This window comes from Methylomarinum sp. Ch1-1, from assembly GCF_030717995.2.
GTDB classification, from domain to species: domain Bacteria; phylum Pseudomonadota; class Gammaproteobacteria; order Methylococcales; family Methylomonadaceae; genus Methylomarinum; species Methylomarinum roseum.
Window position 1 is genome coordinate 1,391,844 of record NZ_CP157743.1, and the last position, 22,969, is coordinate 1,414,812.

22 protein-coding genes are annotated in these 22,969 nt (G+C 51.6%); 15 read left to right on the forward strand and 7 right to left on the reverse strand.

Annotation, left to right across the window (positions count from 1 at the left end; all coding sequences use genetic code 11):
• Nucleotides 1-6: 6 nt before the first annotated feature.
• Nucleotides 7-399, reverse strand: a complete 393-nt coding sequence (locus tag Q9L42_RS06775) for a hypothetical protein (protein ID WP_305909190.1) — start codon at nucleotides 397-399, stop codon at nucleotides 7-9.
• A 295-nt stretch (nucleotides 400-694) separates the two neighbouring features.
• Here Q9L42_RS06775 and Q9L42_RS06780 point away from each other — a divergent pair, with 295 nt between their 5' ends.
• Nucleotides 695-1,057 carry a hypothetical protein gene (locus Q9L42_RS06780; protein WP_349432402.1) on the forward strand — a complete coding sequence of 121 codons (363 nt, stop codon included), beginning with the start codon at nucleotides 695-697 and terminating at the stop codon, nucleotides 1,055-1,057.
• Between the two features lie 36 nt (nucleotides 1,058-1,093).
• On the opposite strand, the gene Q9L42_RS06785 is transcribed toward Q9L42_RS06780, so the two are convergent.
• Nucleotides 1,094-1,558, reverse strand: a complete 465-nt coding sequence (locus Q9L42_RS06785; RefSeq protein ID WP_349432404.1) for an RDD family protein — start codon at nucleotides 1,556-1,558, stop codon at nucleotides 1,094-1,096.
• A 2-nt stretch (nucleotides 1,559-1,560) separates the two neighbouring features.
• Nucleotides 1,561-1,740, reverse strand: coding sequence for a hypothetical protein (locus Q9L42_RS06790; RefSeq protein ID WP_305909188.1), 180 nt, complete (start codon nucleotides 1,738-1,740; stop codon nucleotides 1,561-1,563).
• Nucleotides 1,741-2,116: 376 nt separating this feature from the next.
• Between Q9L42_RS06790 and pcnB the strand changes: the two genes are divergently transcribed.
• The 6 genes from pcnB (at nucleotide 2,117) to panD (ending at nucleotide 8,013) form a co-directional block, all read left to right on the forward strand.
• Nucleotides 2,117-3,448: a polynucleotide adenylyltransferase PcnB gene (gene pcnB, locus Q9L42_RS06795; RefSeq protein ID WP_305909187.1), complete on the forward strand. Its 1,332-nt coding sequence runs from the start codon at nucleotides 2,117-2,119 to the stop codon at nucleotides 3,446-3,448.
• A complete protein-coding gene (gene folK, locus Q9L42_RS06800; protein ID WP_349432407.1) occupies nucleotides 3,445-3,951 on the forward strand; it encodes a 2-amino-4-hydroxy-6-hydroxymethyldihydropteridine diphosphokinase in 507 nt (168 codons plus the stop codon). The genes pcnB and folK overlap by 4 nt, the downstream gene beginning before the upstream one ends.
• Entirely contained in the window at nucleotides 3,948-4,763 is an 816-nt protein-coding gene (gene panB, locus Q9L42_RS06805) for a 3-methyl-2-oxobutanoate hydroxymethyltransferase (protein ID WP_305909186.1), read from the forward strand. The genes folK and panB overlap by 4 nt, the downstream gene beginning before the upstream one ends.
• Before the next feature lie 6 nt (nucleotides 4,764-4,769).
• On the forward strand, nucleotides 4,770-5,612 hold the full coding sequence (panC, locus tag Q9L42_RS06810; RefSeq protein WP_305909185.1) for a pantoate--beta-alanine ligase: 843 nt from the start codon (nucleotides 4,770-4,772) through the stop codon (nucleotides 5,610-5,612).
• An 8-nt stretch (nucleotides 5,613-5,620) separates the two neighbouring features.
• On the forward strand, nucleotides 5,621-7,450 hold the full coding sequence (locus Q9L42_RS06815; RefSeq protein ID WP_349432409.1) for a mechanosensitive ion channel family protein: 1,830 nt from the start codon (nucleotides 5,621-5,623) through the stop codon (nucleotides 7,448-7,450).
• Nucleotides 7,451-7,632: 182 nt separating this feature from the next.
• Nucleotides 7,633-8,013 carry an aspartate 1-decarboxylase gene (panD, locus tag Q9L42_RS06820; protein ID WP_305909183.1) on the forward strand — a complete coding sequence of 127 codons (381 nt, stop codon included), beginning with the start codon at nucleotides 7,633-7,635 and terminating at the stop codon, nucleotides 8,011-8,013.
• Nucleotides 8,014-8,284: 271 nt separating this feature from the next.
• On the opposite strand, the gene Q9L42_RS06825 is transcribed toward panD, so the two are convergent.
• Both Q9L42_RS06825 and fliW read right to left on the reverse strand, forming a co-directional pair.
• Nucleotides 8,285-8,416, reverse strand: coding sequence for a hypothetical protein (locus tag Q9L42_RS06825; protein ID WP_305909182.1), 132 nt, complete (start codon nucleotides 8,414-8,416; stop codon nucleotides 8,285-8,287).
• Nucleotides 8,417-8,453: 37 nt separating this feature from the next.
• Entirely contained in the window at nucleotides 8,454-8,915 is a 462-nt protein-coding gene (fliW, locus tag Q9L42_RS06830) for a flagellar assembly protein FliW (protein WP_305909181.1), read from the reverse strand.
• A 492-nt stretch (nucleotides 8,916-9,407) separates the two neighbouring features.
• On the opposite strand from fliW, the gene rlmH reads away from it, so the two are divergent.
• The 8 genes from rlmH to pmbA all read left to right on the forward strand — a co-directional run bounded on the left by rlmH (nucleotide 9,408) and on the right by pmbA (nucleotide 20,120).
• The gene (gene rlmH / locus Q9L42_RS06835; protein WP_305909180.1) at nucleotides 9,408-9,875 is read left to right on the forward strand and encodes a 23S rRNA (pseudouridine(1915)-N(3))-methyltransferase RlmH; all 468 of its coding nucleotides are present in this window, start codon (nucleotides 9,408-9,410) and stop codon (nucleotides 9,873-9,875) included.
• 3 nt (nucleotides 9,876-9,878) lie between these two features.
• The gene (locus Q9L42_RS06840; RefSeq protein WP_432648892.1) at nucleotides 9,879-10,457 is read left to right on the forward strand and encodes a Maf family protein; all 579 of its coding nucleotides are present in this window, start codon (nucleotides 9,879-9,881) and stop codon (nucleotides 10,455-10,457) included.
• Nucleotides 10,454-11,908, forward strand: coding sequence for a ribonuclease G (gene rng, locus Q9L42_RS06845; RefSeq protein ID WP_305909178.1), 1,455 nt, complete (start codon nucleotides 10,454-10,456; stop codon nucleotides 11,906-11,908). Before Q9L42_RS06840 ends, rng begins: the two co-directional genes overlap by 4 nt.
• A gap of 14 nt (nucleotides 11,909-11,922) precedes the next feature.
• Complete coding sequence (locus tag Q9L42_RS06850; protein WP_349432413.1) at nucleotides 11,923-15,723, forward strand: YhdP family protein; 3,801 nt, start codon at nucleotides 11,923-11,925, stop codon at nucleotides 15,721-15,723.
• A 65-nt stretch (nucleotides 15,724-15,788) separates the two neighbouring features.
• A complete protein-coding gene (locus tag Q9L42_RS06855) occupies nucleotides 15,789-16,607 on the forward strand; it encodes a carbon-nitrogen hydrolase family protein (protein WP_349432415.1) in 819 nt (272 codons plus the stop codon).
• Between the two features lie 4 nt (nucleotides 16,608-16,611).
• Entirely contained in the window at nucleotides 16,612-17,181 is a 570-nt protein-coding gene (bamC, locus tag Q9L42_RS06860; protein WP_349432417.1) for an outer membrane protein assembly factor BamC, read from the forward strand.
• Between the two features lie 148 nt (nucleotides 17,182-17,329).
• On the forward strand, nucleotides 17,330-18,769 hold the full coding sequence (tldD, locus tag Q9L42_RS06865) for a metalloprotease TldD (RefSeq protein WP_305909173.1): 1,440 nt from the start codon (nucleotides 17,330-17,332) through the stop codon (nucleotides 18,767-18,769).
• Nucleotides 18,770-18,788: 19 nt separating this feature from the next.
• Complete coding sequence (gene pmbA, locus Q9L42_RS06870; RefSeq protein WP_305909172.1) at nucleotides 18,789-20,120, forward strand: metalloprotease PmbA; 1,332 nt, start codon at nucleotides 18,789-18,791, stop codon at nucleotides 20,118-20,120.
• A 192-nt stretch (nucleotides 20,121-20,312) separates the two neighbouring features.
• On the opposite strand, the gene Q9L42_RS06875 is transcribed toward pmbA, so the two are convergent.
• Both Q9L42_RS06875 and thiO read right to left on the reverse strand, forming a co-directional pair.
• Nucleotides 20,313-21,326 (reverse strand): quinone-dependent dihydroorotate dehydrogenase, encoded by a 1,014-nt coding sequence (locus Q9L42_RS06875; RefSeq protein WP_305909171.1) that lies wholly within the window; start codon nucleotides 21,324-21,326, stop codon nucleotides 20,313-20,315.
• Between the two features lie 17 nt (nucleotides 21,327-21,343).
• Nucleotides 21,344-22,435 (reverse strand): glycine oxidase ThiO, encoded by a 1,092-nt coding sequence (thiO, locus tag Q9L42_RS06880; RefSeq protein WP_305909170.1) that lies wholly within the window; start codon nucleotides 22,433-22,435, stop codon nucleotides 21,344-21,346.
• Nucleotides 22,436-22,969: the final 534 nt, after the last annotated feature.

The following is a 22,969-nucleotide window of genomic DNA, read 5'->3' on the forward strand; positions in this document are numbered from 1 at the left end:
TAAAAGTTACATTTTCGTCAGGAAGTAATACAGATAGGTGCACTTCAGCGTCATCTTTTTGTCGGTCAGTTCAACCACGCCGCAAGTTTCGTATTTTTCTCTGCCCGGAGAGGTTTGTTTTTTGATCTTTCCGTCCTCGATGGAATATTTAAGATTGATCTTCATCATGCCGGTGCGGCCGCTGACGACGTCTTTACCCGCGGAAACCAGGGTGCCGTCCTTTTTGAAATCCCAGGTCGAGTTTTGGGTGCGCTTCTCTTTATGCAGCGCGGCGGCGGCGGCATCGACATGCCATTTGCCAAGGATTTTGGAATTGTCTTCCAGTTTGATTATTTCGGCGTTAACCGAAGACGCGGCAAAGATAGCAGCCAGGGAGAAAATTTTAGTTATTTTTTTCATTGCTTAAAGCCCCTCTGATAGCGGATTGATGGTTTTTTATTATAGCATAATGGCTTTCGCTAGCTATTAAGGCCGATAAGAGAAGCAATTCCCAGTTTGAGCGTTTTAGCGGTGTTTAGGGCCTGGGTGAACGGCGTTCCTCGCCAAACACCCCCCCCCAAGCCCTCTTTGTTATCTAAATTGGGAATTGCTACGATGAGAGTATCAATAAGGCCTTTTATTTTTGGTGTTTTAAATGATAGAGTAAAATTTTGTCAAAATAATAACAACCAAAGGTGAATGGAAGGTGAATAAAATGAAATTGACGACGATTAGTTTTTTAGTGGCTTTGTTATCTTTTTCCGGTTTTGCTTTTGCTACCAACGTCGATGAGTGGGATTACATGGAGGTGACGGGCAACTTGAAGCCTAGTCCCGGTTGTAAGCCTAAGGAAGAAGCCATGGAAAAGGTCATGAAGAAGCCCGATTCCTATCAAGGGTATAGCCGATTCGATAAGTATTCGAAATTGCTGTGTGAGGAGGAGGGCTACGGTTGGACCAAAGATTCGATTGTCGATGAGGGCGAGGTCGTCTGTGATGAGTGTGGGGGCGGCTATGAGGGCAAATATCGTTGCCACATGAAAGAGGTGAAAGTCAGATGTAAGCGCGTAGTCAGATAACAGAGCCGAGAAGGCGCGGTCTTGTCGGCCGCGTTTTCAAGAATCCTTTTTTTCAGTCAGGATGAGCCGTGTTCCTGACAAATAATCGTGCCAAGCCAGATTTTTTTTATCGATTAATATCCAGACAAATCCCATCCCCAGGCAGAGCCAGGACAGCACAGCCGCCAAATAACGCAGCAGGGCTTGTCGCCAACCGACGGCTCGATTGTCGTGTCGGTCAACGAGACGCATTTTCCAGCTACGCAAGCCTAAGGTTTGCCCGCCATGAGTCCAGAACCAACCATAAAATACAAAGCTGACGGCAACTAGATAGAGCGGGTAAATGACTTGGTCGGCTGAAAAGGCTTCGCCGGCATTGAAGGGCAGGGCGACGGTGGTGGCTAAAAATAACACGGCGAGTAATAGCAGCGAGTCGTAAATGACGGCAGCCATGCGCCGCCAAAAACCCGGCGCCGCCTGATTCGGTTGCCCGGGTCTTTGTGGTGATTGAGGAGCTTGCAAGTTTAGATTTTAAACAGCGCCAGTTTTTGTCCCAGATACATGCTGATGGCGACCAAGCCGCCCAGCATCAGCAGTGAGAATAAAAAAGGCGGTTTATGCAATAACAGGATGAACAAGTCCACGACAAAAATACTGGTCAGTAAAGGATGGTCTATTAAACCGTTGATAATCTTTTTAAACATAAGTTTCCCCGGGGCTAAACACTTAAAGCAAAGGGCTTGAAAAAAGCATGTCAATCCTAGTTTTTAGGCAGGATGAATGCAGTTACTGTGGCATTATTTAACGTATTGGCGAATTTTACTATATTGAAAAGGGGAATGTAAAAGAAAGCTGTTGATTGAGCTGGAATCGGGCGGAGTGGTATGATAGAACTTTTGCCGCTAGATGTTTTACCTGGCGAGGCAATTGTATGTAGGTCTCATGGCGCACAGCCCGTTGCGTTTTTATCGCGATTGAACCTAAAGATCCGCAATTATCCGAGATCGATGTTGAAACTTGACTGAATAGTTGCATAAATTGAAGGGAATAGCAGTCATTTTAAACTTTTTCAAAAAAATTTTGAGTCCGTCAGAGAGGCCGGGAGCTCCCAAGCCGCTGGCTTGTAAAATCTATCCGCGTCCGGAACATAATATTTCCCGCTCTCAAATCAGCGAGAATGCCCTGAAGGTGCTTTATCGGCTGAAAAAAGCCGGTTTCGAGGCTTATTTAGTGGGCGGTTGCGTCAGGGATCTGTTATTGGGCCGCGAACCCAAGGACTTTGATGTGGCGACCAACGCGAGTCCGGAGCAGGTGAAAAACACGTTTCGCAACTGTCGTCTGATCGGCCGCCGCTTTCGTTTAGCGCATGTGTATTTTGGCCGTGAAATCATCGAGGTTGCGACTTTTCGTGGTTCCGATAGCGAAGACGCGGAACGCCAATTAGTGCATGAGGACGGGCGGCTGTTGCGGGACAATGTATTCGGCACGATAGAAGAAGATGTCTGGCGACGCGATTTTACTGTCAATTCGCTCTATTATAATATCCGCGACTTTTCCGTCGTCGATTATACCGGCGGCATGGAAGATCATGGGGCGGCGATATTAAAGTTGATTGGCGATCCGGAAAGCCGCTATCGGGAGGACCCGGTCAGGATGCTGAGGGCGGTGCGCTTCGCCGTCAAATTGGGTTTCGCTATTCATCCCGATACCGAAAAGCCAATTTTTGACATGGCGGAATTATTGCGGAGCATTCCGGCCGCGCGATTGTTCGATGAGTCCTTGAAGCTGTTTTTATCGGGTTATGGCTTACAGACCTTCGAGTTGTTGAGACATTACGGTTTGTTTGCCGTTTTATTTCCTGATTCGGATCGCTGCTTGGCGACCGAAGATCATGACTTTCCGCGCTTGTTTGTAGCGACCGCGTTACAAAACTCGGATAATCGCATTGCCGAAGGCAAAACGGTGACCCCTTACTTTCTTTTGGCGGCCTTTTTATGGGAGCCTTTGCAATTGGAAGTCAAGACGCAGCTGCAGCAAGGCGAAAATGAAACCTTCGCCTATCAAAATGCCGCGAATCAAGTGTTAAAGCGACAAATAAAAGTGACCTCGATACCCAAACGCATCACCCAATCGATGCGTGAGGTCTGGTTATTGCAATCACGTTTTTCTAAACGAGTCGGTGCGCGCCCGTTTCGCTTGTTGTCGCATCCCCGCTTCAGGGCGGCCTATGATTTTCTGTTGTTAAGAGCACAGACCGGCGATGCCGACTCTGAGTTAGCGGAATGGTGGACTCAATTTCAGCGCGCCGATGAGACTGAGCAAAAAAGGATGACGCGTCCGGCCAAAAAAAGCCGAAAAAAACGGCGCCCCAAGCAATCTCGGCCTAAATCGACGAATACCGAAGCGACATGAATGAGACAGGAACAATCACGGTGTTGGCTTATATAGGTCTGGGCAGCAATCTAAATCATCCGGTTGAGCAAATACGTTCGGCGCGCTGCGCTATCGCTGCGCTGCCGGGTGTTGAGGAAGCGGCGTTTTCCAGTTTGTATCGCAGTGCGCCGATGGGGCCTCAGGATCAGCCGGACTATATCAACGCGGCGATGGCGGTGCGCACCGGTATGACTGCGATGGGGTTGCTCAGGCAATTGCAGACGATCGAAAATCAGCATGGCCGGGTAAGGCTGGAGCGCTGGGGGGCTAGAACGCTGGATCTGGATTTATTGTTATTTGGAGAACAGCAAATAAAGGTGCCTGATTTGATCGTGCCGCATATCGGTCTCGCCGAGCGGGCGTTTGTGTTGTATCCATTGTTGGAAATAGCCGGTCCGGAACTGCATATTCCAGGGCAAGGCTTTCTGCAGGATTTAGTGGAACAGTGTCCGGCGGACGGCTTGGAAAGGTTGACGTCATGAGTGTCTATAGTGCGCCGGCTGTTGTTAAACCGTTGTCGGTGACCGATCTGGCGGCGATGAAGCGCGGTGGCGAGAAAATCAGTTGTCTGACCGCTTATGACGCTAGCTTCAGCGCTTTGTTGGATAGGGTCGGCATCGATGTGATCTTGGTCGGTGATTCGCTGGGTATGGTGATTCAGGGACAGCAAAGCACCGTACCGGTCATCATGGATGACATGGTCTATCACAGCCGCTGCGTTACTCGGGTCAGGACGCGCGCTTTTGTCGTCACCGATTTGCCGTTCGGTAGTTATGCGACGCCTGAAATGGCGCTGTTAAACGCGGCGCGCTTGCTGCAGGCCGGGGGCGCGCAAATGGTGAAATTAGAAGGCGCGCGCCTCGATGTCATTCGTTTTCTAGTCGATCAAGGTGTGCCGGTTTGCGCCCATTTGGGTTTGCTGCCGCAGTCGATTAATCAGCTCGGCGCTTATCGCGTTCAAGGTAAGGAGCCGTTGGTGGCCGAACAAATTTTAGAGCATGCCGACAAGGTCGAACAGGCGGGCGCGAGTATGCTGGTGCTTGAATGCGTGCCGGCCAGCCTGGCCGCCAACATCAGCGCCAAGCTGAGTATTCCCGTGATCGGAATCGGCGCCGGCGTCGACTGCGATGGCCAGGTGTTGGTGCTTTACGATATTTTGAATCTGGAGGCCGGCAAAAAGCCGCGCTTTTATAAGAATTTCATGGCCGAAGCCAACGGTGTCGAAGAGGCGGTCAGACTTTATCATCAGGCGGTGAAGAGTTGTCAATACCCCGCCCCGGAACATTGTTATTGAATGCCGATGCACACTGTAACCCGCATTGCTGAATTAAGAGCGACGCTTAAGCAATGGCGGCGACAAGGACTGGCGGTCGCCTTGGTGCCGACGATGGGCAACCTCCATGCCGGTCATATAGCATTGGTCAACGCCGCCAGGCAGCGGGCTGATAAGGTGGTCGTCAGTATCTTTGTCAATCCGACCCAGTTTGGCGCTGGGGAAGATTACGCCGCTTATCCGCGCACCGAACAGCAGGATTCCGATAAATTAAACCGGGCGCAGGCGGATTTATTGTTTTTGCCGGCGGTGGCGGAGATCTATCCTGAAGACGCGCAAGTGAGTGTCACGGTCGGCGGCTTGGCCGACGATTATTGCGGCGGCAGTCGGCCTGGGCATTTCAACGGTGTCGCAACCGTGGTGTGTAAGCTTTTCAATATGGTTCAGCCTGATCTGGCCTTTTTCGGCGAAAAAGATTTCCAGCAGCTGGCCATCATTCGGCGTATGGTGGTCGATCTTAATTTTCCGGTGCAAATCTGCGCCGTTCCGATCGTCAGGGAGCCGGATGGCCTGGCGATGAGTTCCCGCAATGGTTATTTGACGGCCGAAGAGCGCGCCATCGCGCCAAAGCTTTATCAGAGTTTATGTCGTGTCCGCGATGCCATTTTGGCGGGGCAGACTGATTTTCATGCGCTGACAGAGCAGCAAATGGAGTGTTTGCGCGTGGCTGGTTTTCTTCCCGACTATCTGGCGGTGAGCAGGATCGAGGATTTGCGGCAGGCTTCCGAGGATGACCGCAATCTGGTGATTTTGGCCGCCGCTAAGCTGGGGCGGACTCGATTGATCGATAATTTATGTTTCTCTAGGTAAGCGAGTTTATGTTGCATCGATTGATAGTTATCGTATTGCTGGTGTTCAGTTTTTCCGTTTTCGCCAAGCCGAATCAGCGGCAATTGAAGATCATTGAACAGGTGGAAAAGTTGGAAGCGTCGAGTGAGCGCTTGTTGAGCCTGGACGATGAAGACGCGATCACGGCGGTGCTGGAACAGCAGGCTGCCCAATTGGAAGTCCTGTTGAAGCAGCTGCGAACGACATCGGTGGAAAGCTTGCCTGCAGCGATTAGCGATAAGCGCTTGAATTTTTTACAGTCGCGAATGGCGGTCAACAAGGAACGTGGCAACAAGTATGCGGTGTTGAGGGATAAGGCGGAGCTGGAGGCCGGCAAAACACGTCAGGCCATACGCGGTTATCTGGAGTTTTTGATCCGGGCGTCCAATAATTATGTCAGCATCGATGAAATCGTCGACGCCTCACAACAAGCGCTGGAGAAAAGCCAGCAGCTTGCCGCCTCCCTTGAGGTGTCGGATGTGATCGTGGAGGGGCAGATCTATGCCGCTTTCAAACGTAATCAGCAAGAGTTCATGCGGGTCAATACCACATTTCAGGATATCCTGACCTATGTCATTAATCACCCGCGTCTGATTGCTTCAACGCATTGGTTTCAGGAATTCTCGTTGATTTCGATCATTTCCTATGTGAATCAGTTTGATTTTCTCCGTCCGATCAATCATAAATTAATTCCTTTTAAGGTCGATGTCGGTGGCATCGGCATTTCGCTGGTGATCATGCTGCTGGTCTATTTCAGTTATCCATTTCTGTTTAAATTTACCAGTTGGCTGATCAAGAAATATGTCATCGATGAAGACGCCGAAAGCCAGACCCAGATTTATCATGAGATCAGAAAGCCGGCGCGAGCGCTGTTGATATTTTTTGGCATTGATTTGGCGACCATAGCCTTTTTCTATAAAACCGATTATCGGCCCTCCATCGAGAATATCACCTTCGTCATTTACAGTCTGATTTTTGTTTGGCTGTTGTTTAAGATTCTCGATACCGTGGTGTTGGCGCAGGTGCATAAATTAAGTCAGACCAATACCGAATTGCGCAAGGAATTGATTAATCTGGGCGTGCAGACGGCCAAGGTAATCATTTTGGTTTCAATGTTGGCCATAGGCCTCAATCATTTCGGCATCAGTATCACCGCGATCATGTCGACGTTGGGAATTGGCGGTTTGGCGTTTGCGTTGGCGGCCAAAGACACCTTGTCCAACCTGTTCGGCGGCATCACCATCTTATTCGATAATGTCTTTCGCATGGGCGATTGGGTGAAAATCGGCGATGTCGAGGGGACGGTAGCCGAAATAGGTTTGCGCAGTACGACCATCAGAACCTTCGATAATGCCCTGATTACCATTCCCAATGCGCAGGTTTCGGTATCCAGCGTCATGAACTGGAATCGACGCGTCGTCGGTCGACGGATAAAGATGCATGTCGGCGTCACCTATGAAAGCGATATGGACGATATACGCAAGGCCTTGGTCGATATTCGGGAAATGTTGCGTAGCCACTCCGGCATCGCCAACCCGAAACAAAAGCATGCTTCCGGCCACCGTCACTTCAAATTGTCGTCGTTGGAGGATGTCAAAGGCATTAAGGCGACTCAGCTGGTGTATATGGACCAGTATAATGATTCGTCGATCGATATTTTGGTTTATTGTTTTTCCAAAACGGTCAATTGGGCGGAGTGGTTGGCGGTCAAGGAAGACGTGCTCTTTAAGATTGCCGAGATCTTGCAGAAAAATAACCTGCAATTTGCTTATCCGACCGAGGTTAGAATTCATAGGAATGAGGTCGAGGCGACGTCCTGAGTCAGTTTTGCGCGTAAATGCCGATGGCTTCGCTTCTTGAAAGCATGTCGGGCGTTGCAAATGAAATCTAAATTTGCGAGCATGATGTCTTATTCCCATCAATACTTTGTCTGGATCGGGTTTGATAGTGACCTGATTTTAAGGCATAATGCTGGGTTCTCTAAAATTCGAGATTGTTGATTATGCAAACTACAATGCTTAAAGCCAAGTTGCACCGAGCTAGTGTGACGCATTCTGAGCTTGATTATGAAGGGTCCTGTGCGATTGATGGAAAGATTCTGGATTTTTCGGGCATCAGGGAATATGAGCAGATCCAAATCTACAATGTCAATAATGGCGAACGCTTCACGACTTATGCGATTCGCGCCGAAGAGGGGTCGGGCATTTTTTCCGTCAATGGCGCGGCAGCCCGACTGGCTTGTCCGGGGGATTTGATTATCGTCTGTTCTTTTGTGCTGCTGGATGAGAAAGAGCTGGCCAGTTATAAGCCTACACTGGTTTATTTCGATGAAAACAATCAGATCACCCATTCCAGTCACGCGATTCCGGTGCAAGCGGCTTAATCCGAATATTTTACAAAGGCGGGCCTGGTAACTATTAACAACCTAGGCATGAGGATTAATTGGGTGTAACTATTCAGTATAAAAGAAATATTTTCTCGGTATCAAGCTGAATAGTGACATCTGGGTTATATTTTTTCGGGGTAACTACTCACCCCCATTCCGTAGGGTGGATAAGCGGAGCGCATCCACCGGGTCGGCATCTTTGGTGGATGCGCCCTTCAGGCTTATCCACCCTACATGCCCTGCCGCGTTCGATAAGTGGGGCGAGCAGTTACGAACCTGTTTTAGTTGAAAAATCGGGCTTAGAATCTTGAACAAAATCGTCCAGGCCATAGCCTGTTATGGCGTTCGTGATGTTTCTCCAACCTTCTTGCCCGATTTCCCAGAATTTCATTCCCTTCATGAAATATCCACGTTAGCGGGCCTAAGTTAACGCTGGCTTATGCTTCAGAGAGATTAATCTCGCTGTTTTTTTCCATCAGCGTAATGCTTTGTTCCACCTCGCCAAGAAACTTCTGCAGACCTACGCGTTTGGCGCTGTTGATCAGTAGCGGGGATTTAATCGAGCCTTTGACGGTGGGGCCATCGACATCCTCAGTCTGCTCGTCTTTATGTAAGAGTATCAGTAGCAATAAGTCTTCGCTGTTGTCGAGCGCCAGCAGCTTTTCTTCGTCGTCGGTGAGGGAGAAACGGTAATTGATATTGAAATGAGAGGGGTGGGTGACCGAAAACGTCAGCGCCTCGTCATCCAATGATTGCAGCCAGTAGACTATGTTGCTGTGTTCCTGATGGAATAATTTAAAGCGATGTTGATTTTCAAAGCCGGGGATGCCATTGGGAAACGTGATAATGGTGTCTGGGTCGACTTGCTGTTCGCCTAAGAACTTTGATTTGATTTCCATGGAAGTTTTGTTTTTTAAAGGGGGTGGATAAATATTATCAAATATCCGTTTAATTTATAGCATAAAATGGCCAGTAATTCCCAGTTTGAGCATTTTTGCAGCAATTCCCAGTTTGAGCATTTTTGCTGTGTTTAGGGCATGGGATGTGTCTGTCGAGGAGCGCCGTTCACCCAGCACCTAAATAATTCTGGAATGTAAAATATAGTCCAGTAGCCATGGAATTTAGGTGCAGGGGGCTTGACGGCAGCATCCTTGCTGCCGACATCCTCGCCAAAAACACACTCCATGCTCTTTTTGAACGCCAAACAGAAAATAGCTGGCGTTTTAGCGATGTTTAGGGTTCCCCAGGAGCGCCCGGTATTTGTTCTCCGTGGTAGACTCCTCGATATATAACAACCCACTGTTGTAAAGTTACACCGGTCGTGATCAACGACTATGCCAATCCGCTATTGTTCGTTGCAACGGCAAAGGCTTCTGTGTATTCTGCTGCCCATGCAAATACATCTAATTTCGATAGGGAACCGAATGCCGGGCTGGGTGCAGCAGGGCTACCATGAATATGCCAAACGCTTGCCGAGAGAATGCGAGTTACTGTTGAAGGAAATAGCGCCTGGCAAACGGGGGAAAAACAGCGATACCAGCAGGATCATCAGGGAAGAGGGTGAGCGCATGCTGACGGTGTTGCCGGATAAGGCGCATGTGGTCACGCTGGATTTGGTCGGCAAGGACTGGTCTACCGAGCAGTTGGCGGAAACGATGCAGCGTTGGCAGGAAAGCAGTCGACATATTGCCTTGATGATTGGCGGGCCGGAAGGCTTGTCTCCGCTGATCAAGGAGCGGGCCCGTGAATCGTGGCGACTCTCGAAGCTGACTTTTCCGCATCCATTGGTCAGGGTTATCGTCGCCGAACAAATTTATCGGGCTTGGTCTATTCTTAATCATCATCCCTATCATCGCTGAATGATGACAAAACAGATCGTTCTGGCATCGGCTTCTCCGCGCCGCAGGGAGTTGTTGGATCAGATCGGTGTTAGCTATCGTGTGCATGTGGTTGATATCGATGAAACGCCATTGTTGAACGAATTACCGCGGGCTTATGTCACACGTATTGCGGCAGAAAAATCGGCAGCCTGCTGCTCACAATTGAATGTCGGCAAGCCGGTGTTGGCGGCCGATACCGCGGTCGTTGTGCAAGGGCGCATCATGGGTAAACCGCAAGACTTCGAGCATGCCAGGCAGATGTTGGAATTGTTGTCGGGCCAGACCCATCAGGTCTACAGCGCGGTTTCAGTAAGAGGCGACAATAGGCATGAGCAAGCCGTCAGTATCACCGATGTGACATTCAGGGCGCTGACCGGAAATGAAATCAAGGCTTATTGGCGTACCGGCGAGCCCCGGGATAAGGCGGGCGCCTATGCCATTCAGGGGTTTGCCAGTATATTCATCCAATCCATCAAGGGGAGTTTTTCAGGGGTCGTCGGTTTGCCATTATTTGAAACCGCGCAGCTGTTGGAAAGACAGGGCATCAAAATAATCACATGAGTGAAGAAATTTTAATTAATGTTACGCCGCCTGAAATCCGGGTCGCCGTCATCGAGAATGGCGTCTTGCAGGAACTGATTATCGAACGTTTCAGACAAAAAGGTCTGGTCGGAAATATTTATAAGGGTGAAGTCTGTCGAGTGTTGCCGGGCATGCAGGCGGCGTTTGTCGATATCGGGCTGGCGAAGGCGGCCTTCTTACACTTGTCCGATTTTAACAGCCAGGAGCTACAGAAAAAAGGTTCGGAAAATATCGAACACTATTTGCGCGAAGGGCAAAAAATCATCGTTCAGGTCACTAAGGATCCGATAGGCAGTAAGGGCGCGCGATTGACCACCGAAATATCGATCCCTTCTCGTTATCAGGTTTATATGCCTTATGCCGTCAATTCCGGCGTGTCGCAACGCATCGAATGCGAGGCTGAACGCAATCGACTGCGGGCCTGCATTGATGCCTTCCAGCAAAAAAACGAATGCGGCGGTTTTATTGCGAGGACGGCGGCCGAGTGCGTCGAGGAGTCGGTGTTGTTTTCCGATATGACCTTCCTGATCAAGCTGTGGGAAGCGATTCTGGAGAAAACCCAAAAAGCCCAAGCCAAGACCTTGATTCATGAGGATTTGCCGCTCAGTATCAGGACCTTGCGCGACCTTTACAAGGACGGCATCGAAAAGGTGCGGGTCGATTCTCGTGAAACTTATCAGAAACTGCTTGAATTCGCCGAAGTGTTCGTGCCGGAGATCGTGCCGGTGATCGAACACTATTCCGGCGAGCGGCCGGTCTTCGACATATACAATGTCGAAGATGAGATCACCAAGGCATTGGAAAGAAAAGTCAAGTTGAAGTCAGGCGGCCATCTGGTGTTTGATCAAACCGAGGCGATGACCACGGTCGATGTCAATACCGGCGGTTATGTCGGCGGCAGAAATCTGGAAGAAACCATCTTCAAAACCAATCTGGAAGCGGCCCAGACCATCTCCCGACAACTCAGGTTACGAAATCTGGGCGGGATCATCATCATTGACTTTATCGATATGCAGAGCGAGGAGCATAAAAGACAGGTGTTGAATGCCTTGCAGCGTAATCTAGATAAGGATCATGCCAAAACTAAAATTACCGAAGTGTCGGCGTTGGGCTTGGTGGAAATGACGCGTAAACGCACTCGTGAAAGTCTGGAGCATATTCTTTGCGAACCCTGCTCGGCATGTGGCGGACGAGGCGTGTTAAAGACGGCGGAGACGATTTGTCTGGAAATTTTCCGCGAAATCATCCGTGAAGTAAGGCAGTATAATGTTCAACAAATTCTGGTGCTGGCTTCCAACGAGGTTGTCGACATGTTGTTGGACGAAGAAGCGGCCATGCTGGCCGAACTGGAAGTGTTTCTGGGCGTTACGATTAAATTCAGAACCGAGACTGAATATAACCAGGAACAGTACGACGTGGTATTACTATAAGTTAGAAATCATCAGTGATCCATCATCTAACGCGGGCGACGCGACTATTCATTTTCTGGTCGTTAATTGCGGGCGCGATTAGTCTGACCGCCGTGCGCGCCTTTTTGGTCGGTGTGGACGGTTATAAAGCCGAACTCCAACAAAAATTTCATGACCTTACCGCGATTCATTTACAGATAGGCTCGTTGCGAGCCGGTACGCGCGGCTTTAATCCTGAATTCATTTTGCGTGATATCGATATCCTGTCGGTCGATGAAATCGGTCAGCCGGCCGTGACCTTGAAGGAAGTGCGGTTGGGGCTAGATGTGTTGCAATTTTTATTCAGCGGCGATTTGCTAGGTTCGAGCTGGCTGACCTTGGTCGGCGCTAAGGTGTCCATGATACGCCAACAGGATGGCAGTTTTAGTATCAAAGGTCTCAACGCGGGCGATACTCAGCAGCCTTTATGGCTGGCTAGAGGCGGGAAATACGAAATACTGCAAAGCGAAATTAGTTGGTTGGATAAAAAACGCCATGGCGAAACAGTAGTGTTCAATAACCTCGATTTATTGATCAAGAATGATGATGGCCGACACGAAATACACTTGTTAAGCGATTTGCCCGGCCAATATGGCGATTCATTAAGAGTCTCGGCCAATATCGAAGGCAGTATCGCCGATGGCGAGCATATTAACGGACGGCTTTATCTGGAAGGGCGGGATATCCGGCTTGTGGAGCTGCTGACCGGTGATTTGCCTTACGACATTAAAGTCAACGAGGGCCGGAGTAGTTTTCGGTTGTGGACTGATTGGCGCGACTCTAGGCCTTATCGGGTGACTGCCGATATTGATGGAACAGCGATCAATATCGAGCGGGAAGGCGATAAAAAACTGGTTCTGGCGCAAGTGGACGGCCATCTTAACTGGGAGTTATCGCGTCAAGGCTGGCGCTTTAGTGCGCACGATTTAAAGCTAAACACAGGACGGCAACAATGGCCGGTTGCCGAGTTTTTTCTGGCTAAGGCCGCCGATGGTGATTTTTCGGCGTTAATTCCTCGGCTGGACCTAGAAGAAGCCGATTATTTGGCGCCTTTTTTTCTGTCTGCCGAGCAGGCGGCCAGGTTGCCGAAAGACCTTAAGATGGCCGGGATGCTGCAGGATTTTGCGCTCTATGTGTCCGCCGATGGGCGGGAATTTGCGTTGAATGGCGGTTTTTCCGAAGTTGTGGCCGAATCGTCCGATGCGATGCCGCAACTACGAGGACTGAGCGGATACTTGCTGGGGACGCAAAAACAGGGGCGCTTGAGTCTGGCCAGCGCTTCAGGCAGTATCGCATTTCCCGGATTGTTTAGGCAGGCCATCGATTTTGATCGAGCGGGCGGGGAAGTGGCCTGGTTGCAAGAGCCTCGGGGTTTACGCCTGAGTTCGGACTATCTTGTCGTAAACAATGCCGATCTCAGTACTCATGCGCAGTTTTCCGTCGTCATTCCCCAGGGCGATCAAGCGCCTTTTTTGGAACTGCAGATGGCTTTCGAAGGGGTTAGCGATGTCACCCGGGTGCCGCGTTATTTGCCGGTAAAAGTCATGGGGGATGAAGTGGTCGATTGGCTGGACCATGCTTTTATCGCCGGTCGTGTTCACCGCGGCGAGGTTTTGTTGTCCGGCAATTTGGATCAGTTTCCGTTCGAAGCGGGGCAAGGTAAATTCGAGGCGCGCTTCGATGTCGATCACGGTGAACTGCTATATCATCCAGAATGGCCGTTATTGAAGCAATTGGATGTCAGTGTTCATTTTTTCGCCGACAGTCTCCGCGTCCAGCTCAGGCATGCGGAAGCGCAAGGCGTGACGATCAAGCGGGCTGATGTCGAGATACCGGAATTAAGTGTCGCCGACAGGCTTCTGGTGGACGGCGTATTGAGCGGCAGCCTCGACGCTGGCTTGCGCTTTATGCAGCAAACCCCGTTACATAGCCGCGTCGATGGGGTGCTGGCGACAACCGAGGTTCAGGGGGAGACGGAAGTCGAGCTCAAGCTACGCATTCCGCTGGATGATCACGGTCCTGCGCGTGTCGGAGGCGTCGTCCATCTCGACGATGCTGGCTTGAAAGTCAAGGCCATCGCCCTGCCAATCAATGAGCTGAAGGGAGAGCTGCGTTTTACCGAACAAGGGCTGTTTAGCGAGCGTGTCGACGCCAAGGTGTTAGGCTTCCCGGCGAGAGCCGCTATCACCAGCGATCAGGAGAGCGTTCGCATCGCGGTTTCCGGCGATAGCGATATGACGCATTTGCATCAGCAGTTTGCGTTTTTGAGCAATAACTTTGTTCGAGGCGCCTTCCCTTATTCGGTCTTAATCGATTTAGCGCTTGTTGACGATAGACTGTCGTCTGTGGAGATTGACAGCAATTTGCAAGGGGTGACGGTGGATTTGCCGGCGCCGCTGGCTAAATCAGCCGCAGAAAAAAAACCATTGCAGATCAACATCGCGTTGGCGGGAAATGATTTGCTGCCGTTAACGGCTAACTATGATGATGTGCTGAAGTTGGCTTTGCAGGTCGACAAGCAGACCGAAACATTGCATTCCGGACATATCGTCTATGGTCCCGGGCAGCCTGGCGTACGTAAAAACGCCGGCTTGAGGCTGGATATCAAGCAGCCGGAGTTAGATGTCGCCGACTGGCAGATGCTTATCGGCGATCATCAGGCGGAACAGGCCTTTAACGCGCCGAAGCTCGATCGAGTCAATGTCGATTTGGCTCAGCTGAAATGGGGGCGGCAACGATTAGGCAAGCTGACGTTAGATCTGAAGCGGCTAGACCAATACTGGCAAGGCTCTTTAAGCAGCCCGTTGGCGCGGGGAGGAATACGTTTGCCGGACGCCTCGGTGGCGGACAACAAAATCATGCTGCAGATGAACTATCTGGATTTGACCCGGATCGCCGGGCTGGATTTGCCGGTTTCGTCGATTAACAGCGAGCGGATACCGTTGATTTCGATCGTCAGTGATCGGCTGTTATGGCGGGGAGTCGATTTGGGGCGGCTGGAGCTGGAAACGGAAAGAACGAGCCAGGGCGTGCATTTTGACAAAATCATGTTGAGTGGCCGAGATGGCCTGATTGAGTTAACAGCCGATTGGTTGCGCTCGGGCGATGAAAACGCCACGGAGCTGCGCGGGCGATTAATCAGCGCCGATTTTGGCCGTTTCTTGGGCGAGTTGGGTTATAACGATGATTTGCATGAAACCGAAGCGGTGGTCGATTTTTCCGGCGGCTGGAATGGCGCGCCCTATCAATTCGACTTGGCGGGACTGCAGGGGGAGATGCAGGTGGATTTGAAAGGAGGGCGCATTTCCAGTATCGAGCCGGGTTTTGGTCGGTTGCTCGGTCTGATAGCGATGGAGCAGTGGGTTAAACGCTTCACCCTGGATTTTAGAGATATTTATCAAAAGGGCCTGGCGTTTAACCGTATCACCGGAAAATTCATTGTTAGTGAAGGCAAGGGATTAACCGATGATCTGTTGATCGATGCGGTTTCCGCCAGGGTCAAAATTATCGGCGAGACCGATTTGTTGCAGGAAACGTTGGATTACCGAGTTTTGGTGCTCCCTAAAAGTTCAGACGCCTTGCCCATTGCTGGTACAATTGTCGATAGGGTTGCCTCACTCGTTACCCAGGCCTTAACCGACGATTATAAAGAAGGTTATTTTTTCGGCTCGGAATATAAGGTCGAAGGAACCTGGGGAAATGCGGAAATTACACCGCTACATGATCGTGACGGCTTACTGAAGAAAACCTGGACCGAGTTGACCGATTTTCCCTGGCTGTCGCCGGATGCCAATTAGGCTGTTCCGGTGTCGCATCGTTTGTTGGTAATGATTACTGAAAAAAACAAAGAAAGAGAATACACATGAGTATATGTGCCGCCATACAAATGGCATCTAGTCCCAATATCAGCTCCAATTTGCTGCAGGCAGAAAAATTGATTGGCGAAGCCGCGAAGGCGGGCGCCAAACTGATTGCTTTGCCGGAAAATTTTGCCATCATGGGGAACAATGAATTTGACAAGGTTAAAGTTCGTGAGCAAGATGGAAGCGGTAGAATCCAGGACTTTTTATCGGCAGCAGCAAAAAAATACGCCGTCTGGCTGATTGGCGGGACCATTCCGTTGGTTGCCGATGATGATGATCGGGTCAGGGCCGCCTGTTTGGTTTACAATGATCTGGGGGAGCGCGTCGCGCGTTATGACAAGGTTCATTTGTTTGACGTCAGCGTCCCGGACAGCGATGAGGAATATAGAGAATCGGATTCCATCGAGCCGGGTGATGCGCCGCTGGTGATCGATTCTCCTTTCGGAAGACTGGGCGTTGCGGTCTGTTACGATTTGCGTTTCCCGGAATTTTTCCGCACGATGGCCCGGGGGGGGCTTGATGTCCTCGTCGTTCCTGCGGCCTTTACCGCGGAAACTGGGGCGGCGCATTGGGAAGTGTTGTTGCGCGCCCGGGCGATTGAAAACTTGTGCTATGTCATCGCGCCCAATCAAGGGGGATTTCATCTCAACGGCCGGCAAACCTACGGCCACAGCATGATCGTCGATCCTTGGGGAGTGCTGCTGGATTGTTATAAAACCGGCAGCGGTTTTGTCAGCGCCGACATTGACCTGGATCGACTGGAAAAAACTCGTAAATCTTTCCCTGTATTGGAACATCGTCGATTTTTTTGCGCTTAACAACATGGGCCATAAGATAGCAGCGTTTTTGTTATTGATGCTGGCGGCCTGCTCAGAGGTCGAACATAAATACCGCGACACGTCGGAGCTGGAAATGCCGCCTAGACTCGACATCAGCGAGCCTGCGCCAAGGCGACAGGCGAGCGAGGAACAATATCGGCTAACAAAAGGACTCGGGGATAGCGTCTCTCTCGATGATGCGGAAGCCCCGCCGGTTTTGAAGATTAAAAAATTGTTTGACCGTTCTTGGAATATCGTCGGTCAGGCGCTGGATTTAAAAAAAATCGAGGTCACCGATAAAAATCGCGAACAAGGCGTTTATTATGTCAAATACGATCCCAGCGAGGATTCAGGCACTCGGGTGTTCGGTAACGTCACATTGTTTATATTTGAAGAAGAATACGAAGAGGCCGAGTACAAGCTCAGCATCGTTTGGCGCGAGACCGAATGCGAGGTCAGGGCGACAAAGGTTGAACCGACGGAGAATGGCGATGAAGACGAGGCGCTCGGTGACGGTTCGGCGAAGCTGATCGAAGCCTTATATGAGGCGATCAGAGACGAGTTGAGCGAATAAGGTCTGGAAAAAATCATTATCCCGATAAAACCTAAATTAGGCTTAGACAATTCAGGCGCCGAATTCATGCTCGGCTCTTCGCTGATGTAGACGATAACGACGTCATTCGCGATGACTCCCCATTTTTCTAAAAAGATTCGAAATTTTCATGGCATTATTAAATCAAGTAACTCAATCCATTCTGGCGCCGCATGGCATGCAGACCGGCGATATCGATCAAGTGATGGCGAAGCTGCTCAGCGTGCCGGTGGATGCGGCCGATATTTATTTTCAAACCAGTCATTTCGAGTCCTGGGTGCTGGAAGGCGGCATCATCAAGGAAGGCAGCCATAATATCGATCATGGCGCCGGGGTGCGGGTGGTCTCCGGGGAGAAAACCGGCTTTGCCTACAGTGATCGACTTGAACTGCCGATATTGTTGGAGGCGGCCAATAACGTCAAAGCCATCGTTCGGCAAGGACAGAACAGGCAAACTCGGGTCGAAGAATCCGGCAATTGGCCGCAGTTTTATGCGCCGTTGAATCCGTTAAGTTCGCTGCCGGACCAGGAAAAAGTCGATTTGTTACGAGACGTCGACGCTTATACCCGCCGGCTCGATCCGCGCATCGAGGAGGTGATCGTCAGCCTGGCCGGAGTTTACGAGAATGTGCTGATCGCCAATCAGGACGGAGCGCTGGCAGCCGATATTCGGCCGTTGGTCAGAATGAATGTCAGCGTCATCATCGAGGAAAACGGACGCCGCGAACGCGGCAGCATGGGCGGCGGAGCGCGCGCCGATTACGGTTATTTTCTCGATCAGGATAGGGCGCGGGATTATGGTCGTGAAGCGGTCAGGCAGGCCCAGGTGAATTTAGAGGCCGGTGATGCGCCGGCCGGCGCGATGACGGTCGTATTGGGTCCGGGATGGCCCGGTATCCTGCTGCACGAAGCCATCGGTCACGGGCTGGAGGGCGATTTTAACCGCAAAGGCACTTCCGCATTCAGCGGCAAGCTCGGTCAGCGCGTCGCCTCGGATTTATGCACCGTCGTCGATGACGGCACCCTGCCCGGACGTCGAGGTTCCTTGAGCATCGATGACGAAGGCACGCCGAGCGAAAAAACCGTGTTGATTGAAAACGGAATTTTGCAAGGCTATATGCAGGATACGCTGAATGCCCGCTTGATGGGGGTGAAGGCGACCGGCAACGGCCGGCGCGAGTCCTATGCTCATTTGCCGATGCCGCGCATGACCAACACCTATATGCAACCCGGCCCGCATAATCCGGAAGAAATTATCGCATCGGTCAAGAAAGGCTTGTATGCGAGTAATTTTGGCGGCGGACAAGTGGATATCACCTCTGGCAAGTTTGTATTTTCGGCCAGTGAGGCCTATATGATCGAAAATGGCAAGCTTACCCGGCCTGTCAAGGGCGCCACATTGATCGGCAACGGTCCCGATGTGTTAACCCGGGTGTCGATGGTGGGTACCGACCTGGAGTTGGACAGCGGTGTCGGCACCTGTGGCAAGGAAGGGCAGAGCGTTCCGGTCGGCGTGGGACAGCCTACCTTGAAAATCGATGGCTTGACCGTCGGCGGAACCAGCGTTTAACAGCTAAAAAGGCTTTATTGTGCAAAACCAGGAACAAATTAATCAGCTAAAAAATATCGTTCAGGATCTGTTGAATGAGGCCGAAAGACAGGGGGCCAGCGCCGCCGAAGCCGGCCTCAGTGTCGATAACGGATTGTCCGTCACGGCGCGGATGGGCGATGTGGAAACGATCGAATATCATTGCGATCAGGGGCTGGCCATCGCGGTGTATTTCGATCAGCGCAAAGGCTCCGCCAGCAGCAATGATTTATCGCCCGAAGCCTTGAAAGAAACGGTCAAGGCGGCCTGCAGCATCGCCCGTTACGCCAGCGAGGACCCCTATGCCGGCTTGCCGGAAAAACGGTTGCTGGCGACCGAATTTCGCGATCTGGATCTAAACCATCCTTGGTCGTTGGATGCCGAGCAGGCGATCGCTCTCGCCGTCCAATGCGAGAATGCCGCGCGCGCTTATCATGCCGATATCAGTAATTCCGAAGGCGCCAGCGTTAACAGCCACCAGGGGGTGAGGGTTTTAGGGAATTCCTTGGGGTTTCTTCATGGCTATCGGTCCAGCCGGCACTCCGTCAGTTGTTCGGTGTTGGCCGGACGCGATGAGCGGATGCAGCGCGATTACTGGTACACCGTGTCCAGGGATCCCGGTCAGCTGGAATCGGTGGTCGCCGTCGGTGAAAAAGCCGCGCAACGCGCCTTGCGCAGACAAGGCGCGCGCAGCCTGTCGACCCGTCAGTGTCCAGTGCTCTATGCGCCGGAAATGGCCACCGGCTTGATCGGCTCGTTGGCCGGCGCGATCAGCGGCGGCAATCTATATCGCAAGTCGTCGTTTTTGTTGGATGCGCTGGACACCCCGATCATGCCGGAATTTGTCCGTATCCATGAACAGCCGTTTCTGCAAGGCGCGTTGGGCAGCGCCAATTATGACGCCGAAGGGGTGGCCACTAGCGCACGCGATATCGTCACCGACGGTATATTGCAGTCTTATCTGTTGAGTAGTTATTCGGCGCGTAAACTGGGCATGCAAAGCACCGGCAATGCCGGCGGCGTTCATAACCTGACCGTCGACGCGGGCGATAATGACTTCGCTGCGATGCTGAAGCAAATGGGCGACGGTCTGCTGGTGACTGAATTGATGGGGCAAGGGGTCAACATGGTGACCGGCGATTATTCTCGCGGCGCCTCGGGTTTCTGGGTCGAAAACGGCGAAATCAGCTATCCGGTCCAGGAGATTACCATCGCCGGCAATCTGAAAGATATGTTCAAACATATCGTCGCGATCGGCAACGATGTCGATTATCGCGGCAACATCCGCACCGGCTCGATTTTGGTCGAGCAGATGTCGGTGGCCGGGGAATGATTTCATAAACCGCGGAGGCGCAAGAGTCGGAGATTCTGGGAATAAAGTGCTCTTAGCCTACGCGGGTATTGTTTTTAATAGCGATTAACTTACCGCAGGTTGTTTCCTGAAACAGGCTGCGGTAAGTTTATAGCCATTTAAAACTATGCCGAATAATTGCAATTTCTCTGTGTCTCTGCGGTGATAATTCATTCAAAGGTTCTGCAATATATCCTCAAGTAATTGCGGTCCTTTATAGATCAGGCCGCTGTAGATCTGCACCAGGCTGGCGCCGGCGTCCAGCTTTTCCTGGGCGTCGGCGGCGCTGAGGATGCCGCCGGCGGCGATAATCGGCAGCTGCCCGTTCAATTCTCCCGCCAGCGCCTTGACCACACGGGTAGAGCTTTCCTTGACCGGCGCACCGCTGAGACCGCCGGCCTCTTCGGCATGACGGTGGCCTTGAATCTTGTCTCTGGCGATCGTGGTATTGGTGGCAATGACGCCGTCGATGGCGAATTCCTTCAATAGTCCGGCAATATGACTGATTTCCTCATCGCTCAGGTCCGGGGCGATTTTGACGACCAGCGGGACATGTTTGTCATATTGACCTTGCAGCTTCTGATGTTCTTCCTTCAGCGCCGACAGTAGTCGCCTGATTTCATCGCCTTGTTGCAATTGGCGCAGGTTTTGGGTGTTCGGCGAAGAGATGTTGACCGTGATATAGCCGGCCAGCGGATAGCTTTTGCGCAAGCCGATCAGGTAATCGTCGGCGGCGTTTTCGATCGGTGTGTCGAAATTCTTTCCTATGTTGATGCCCAGCACGCCGCGGTAACGGCAGCGCTGGACTTGCTCCAGCAAATGATCGATGCCCAGATTATTGAAGCCCATGCGGTTGATGATGGCCTGGTGTTCAGGCAGTCTGAACAGGCGGGGCTTGGGATTGCCCGGTTGCGGCCTGGGGGTGACGGTGCCGATCTCGATAAAGCCGAAGCCCAGATCCGCCAAGGCGTCAATATAATCGCCGTTTTTGTCCAGTCCGGCCGCCAATCCTACCGGATTGTTAAACGTCAAGCCCATGACGCTGACGGGTTTGTCGCTGGACTTGGCGCGCGACAGTGCCGACAAGCCGGTTTGATGGGCCAGTTGCAGCAGTGTTAGGGTGACATGATGCGCGGTTTCCGGGTCTAATGAAAACAGTGCGGGACGGAGCAGCGGATAAAGATTCATGGCAGTGGCTTGTCGGGTTAACGGTTGATTTGATACGGCGTCGGGTCCAGTGGCGGTGTGCGTTTCAGCATCAGGTCGGCCAATAGCGTCGCCGAGGCGGGCCCCATGACCAGGCCGTTGCGGAAATGACCGGCGTTGATATAGAGATTGTCGACTTGTGGATGTCGGCCAATATAGGGCACGCCCTCGGCGGTGCCGGGTCTGAGGCCGGCCCAGTGGGCTATGACCGGGTAGTCGAGCAAGGCCGGAAATAATTGCGTGGCGAATTGGTACAGCCGGTTTTTGGCCTGCGCGCTGGTTTCCTTGACGAAGCCGGTTTGTTCCACGGTGCTGCCGGCCAGGATGCGGCCGTCTCGCCGTGGAATCAAATACTGGTCGCCATCCAAGATCATATGTGACAAGGTGTCCGGCCGCGCCTCGAATAATAGCATTTCGCCTTTGACCGGCTGGATATCGACGGCTTGCTGCCGTTCGGGGAAATGTTTGGCCAGCAATTCACCGGTCCAGGCGCCGGTCGCGATGACTAGCTGATCGGTGTCGATTGCGTCTTCGGTCGTCGTAATGGAGGCGACCCGGTCGTGCTGGATAGCGATCTTGGTGATGTCGCGGTTCTCCAGGAACCGCACGCCGGCGGTCATTAAGAAGGCCTTTAACGATTTCAGCAAGCGCGGATTGCGGGCTTGAGCGATTTCCGGCAGCCACAACGGGTGTTCGGGGGCGGTATGCAACGCGCTAAAGAACCGCTCGTCGGCTGACTGATAAGCGATGTCGTTCTTTACGCACCAGTCGAGGGCCTGGGCGAAATCGGGATTTTTGCAGATCAGCAGGCCGCAGTCATACCATTCCGGATCGATGCCGGTGGCTTCGTATAATTCTCGAGAAAGAAGCGGATATTTTGCCAGGCTGACCTTCACCAAGTCGGTAATGGCCTGCGCCTGTCGCCACGGATAGAGCGGCAGCAGTATGCCGCCGCCGGCCCAGGAGGATTCCTGTCCGGTCCGCGATTTGTCCAGAACGGTGACTTGGCGGCCGGCTTGCATCAGTTCTTTGGCCGTCAACAGGCCGTTGATGCCGCCACCGATGATGGTGATGTCGGAAGAATGTTTCATGTATAGGGAGAGGTTGTTTCGTATGGCAAATCAGACTGATATCCGCTGCTGCTGGATGATGTTTCCTCGAGTCTTGGAGGTCGGAGCGGCCTGAAAATGCCGTAGCCATTATAGGCGATGTCTGGTTTATTGAAAATGCCCGCGCTTATAGCGCAGCAATTCCCAATTTGAGCGTTTTAGAGGCGTTTAGGAATATGCACAAAATAACTTCCCGAAACAGTAGGCTTTGTGGAGGTTCGGTAACTCGCTTGACAGGACGCCGTTCACCCAGCACCTAAATTATCCTGGAATGTAAAATATAGTCCGGTAGCCATGGAGTTTAGGTGCTGGGCTCTCGTGGGCTTATGGTAAAAAAGACAACAACAATGTTGTTTTTTTTTGACATGCTCTTGTATTGGTTTATTTATGTGCTATATGTTATTGATAAATAATGGATAGGGAAAAGAAAAGAAATGCGGTTAATTGTTGTAAGGAACTTGTAAGGAGGGGGATTAGCTGCTATTATCAAGACCGTGAAAAAAATCTGTGTTGTAT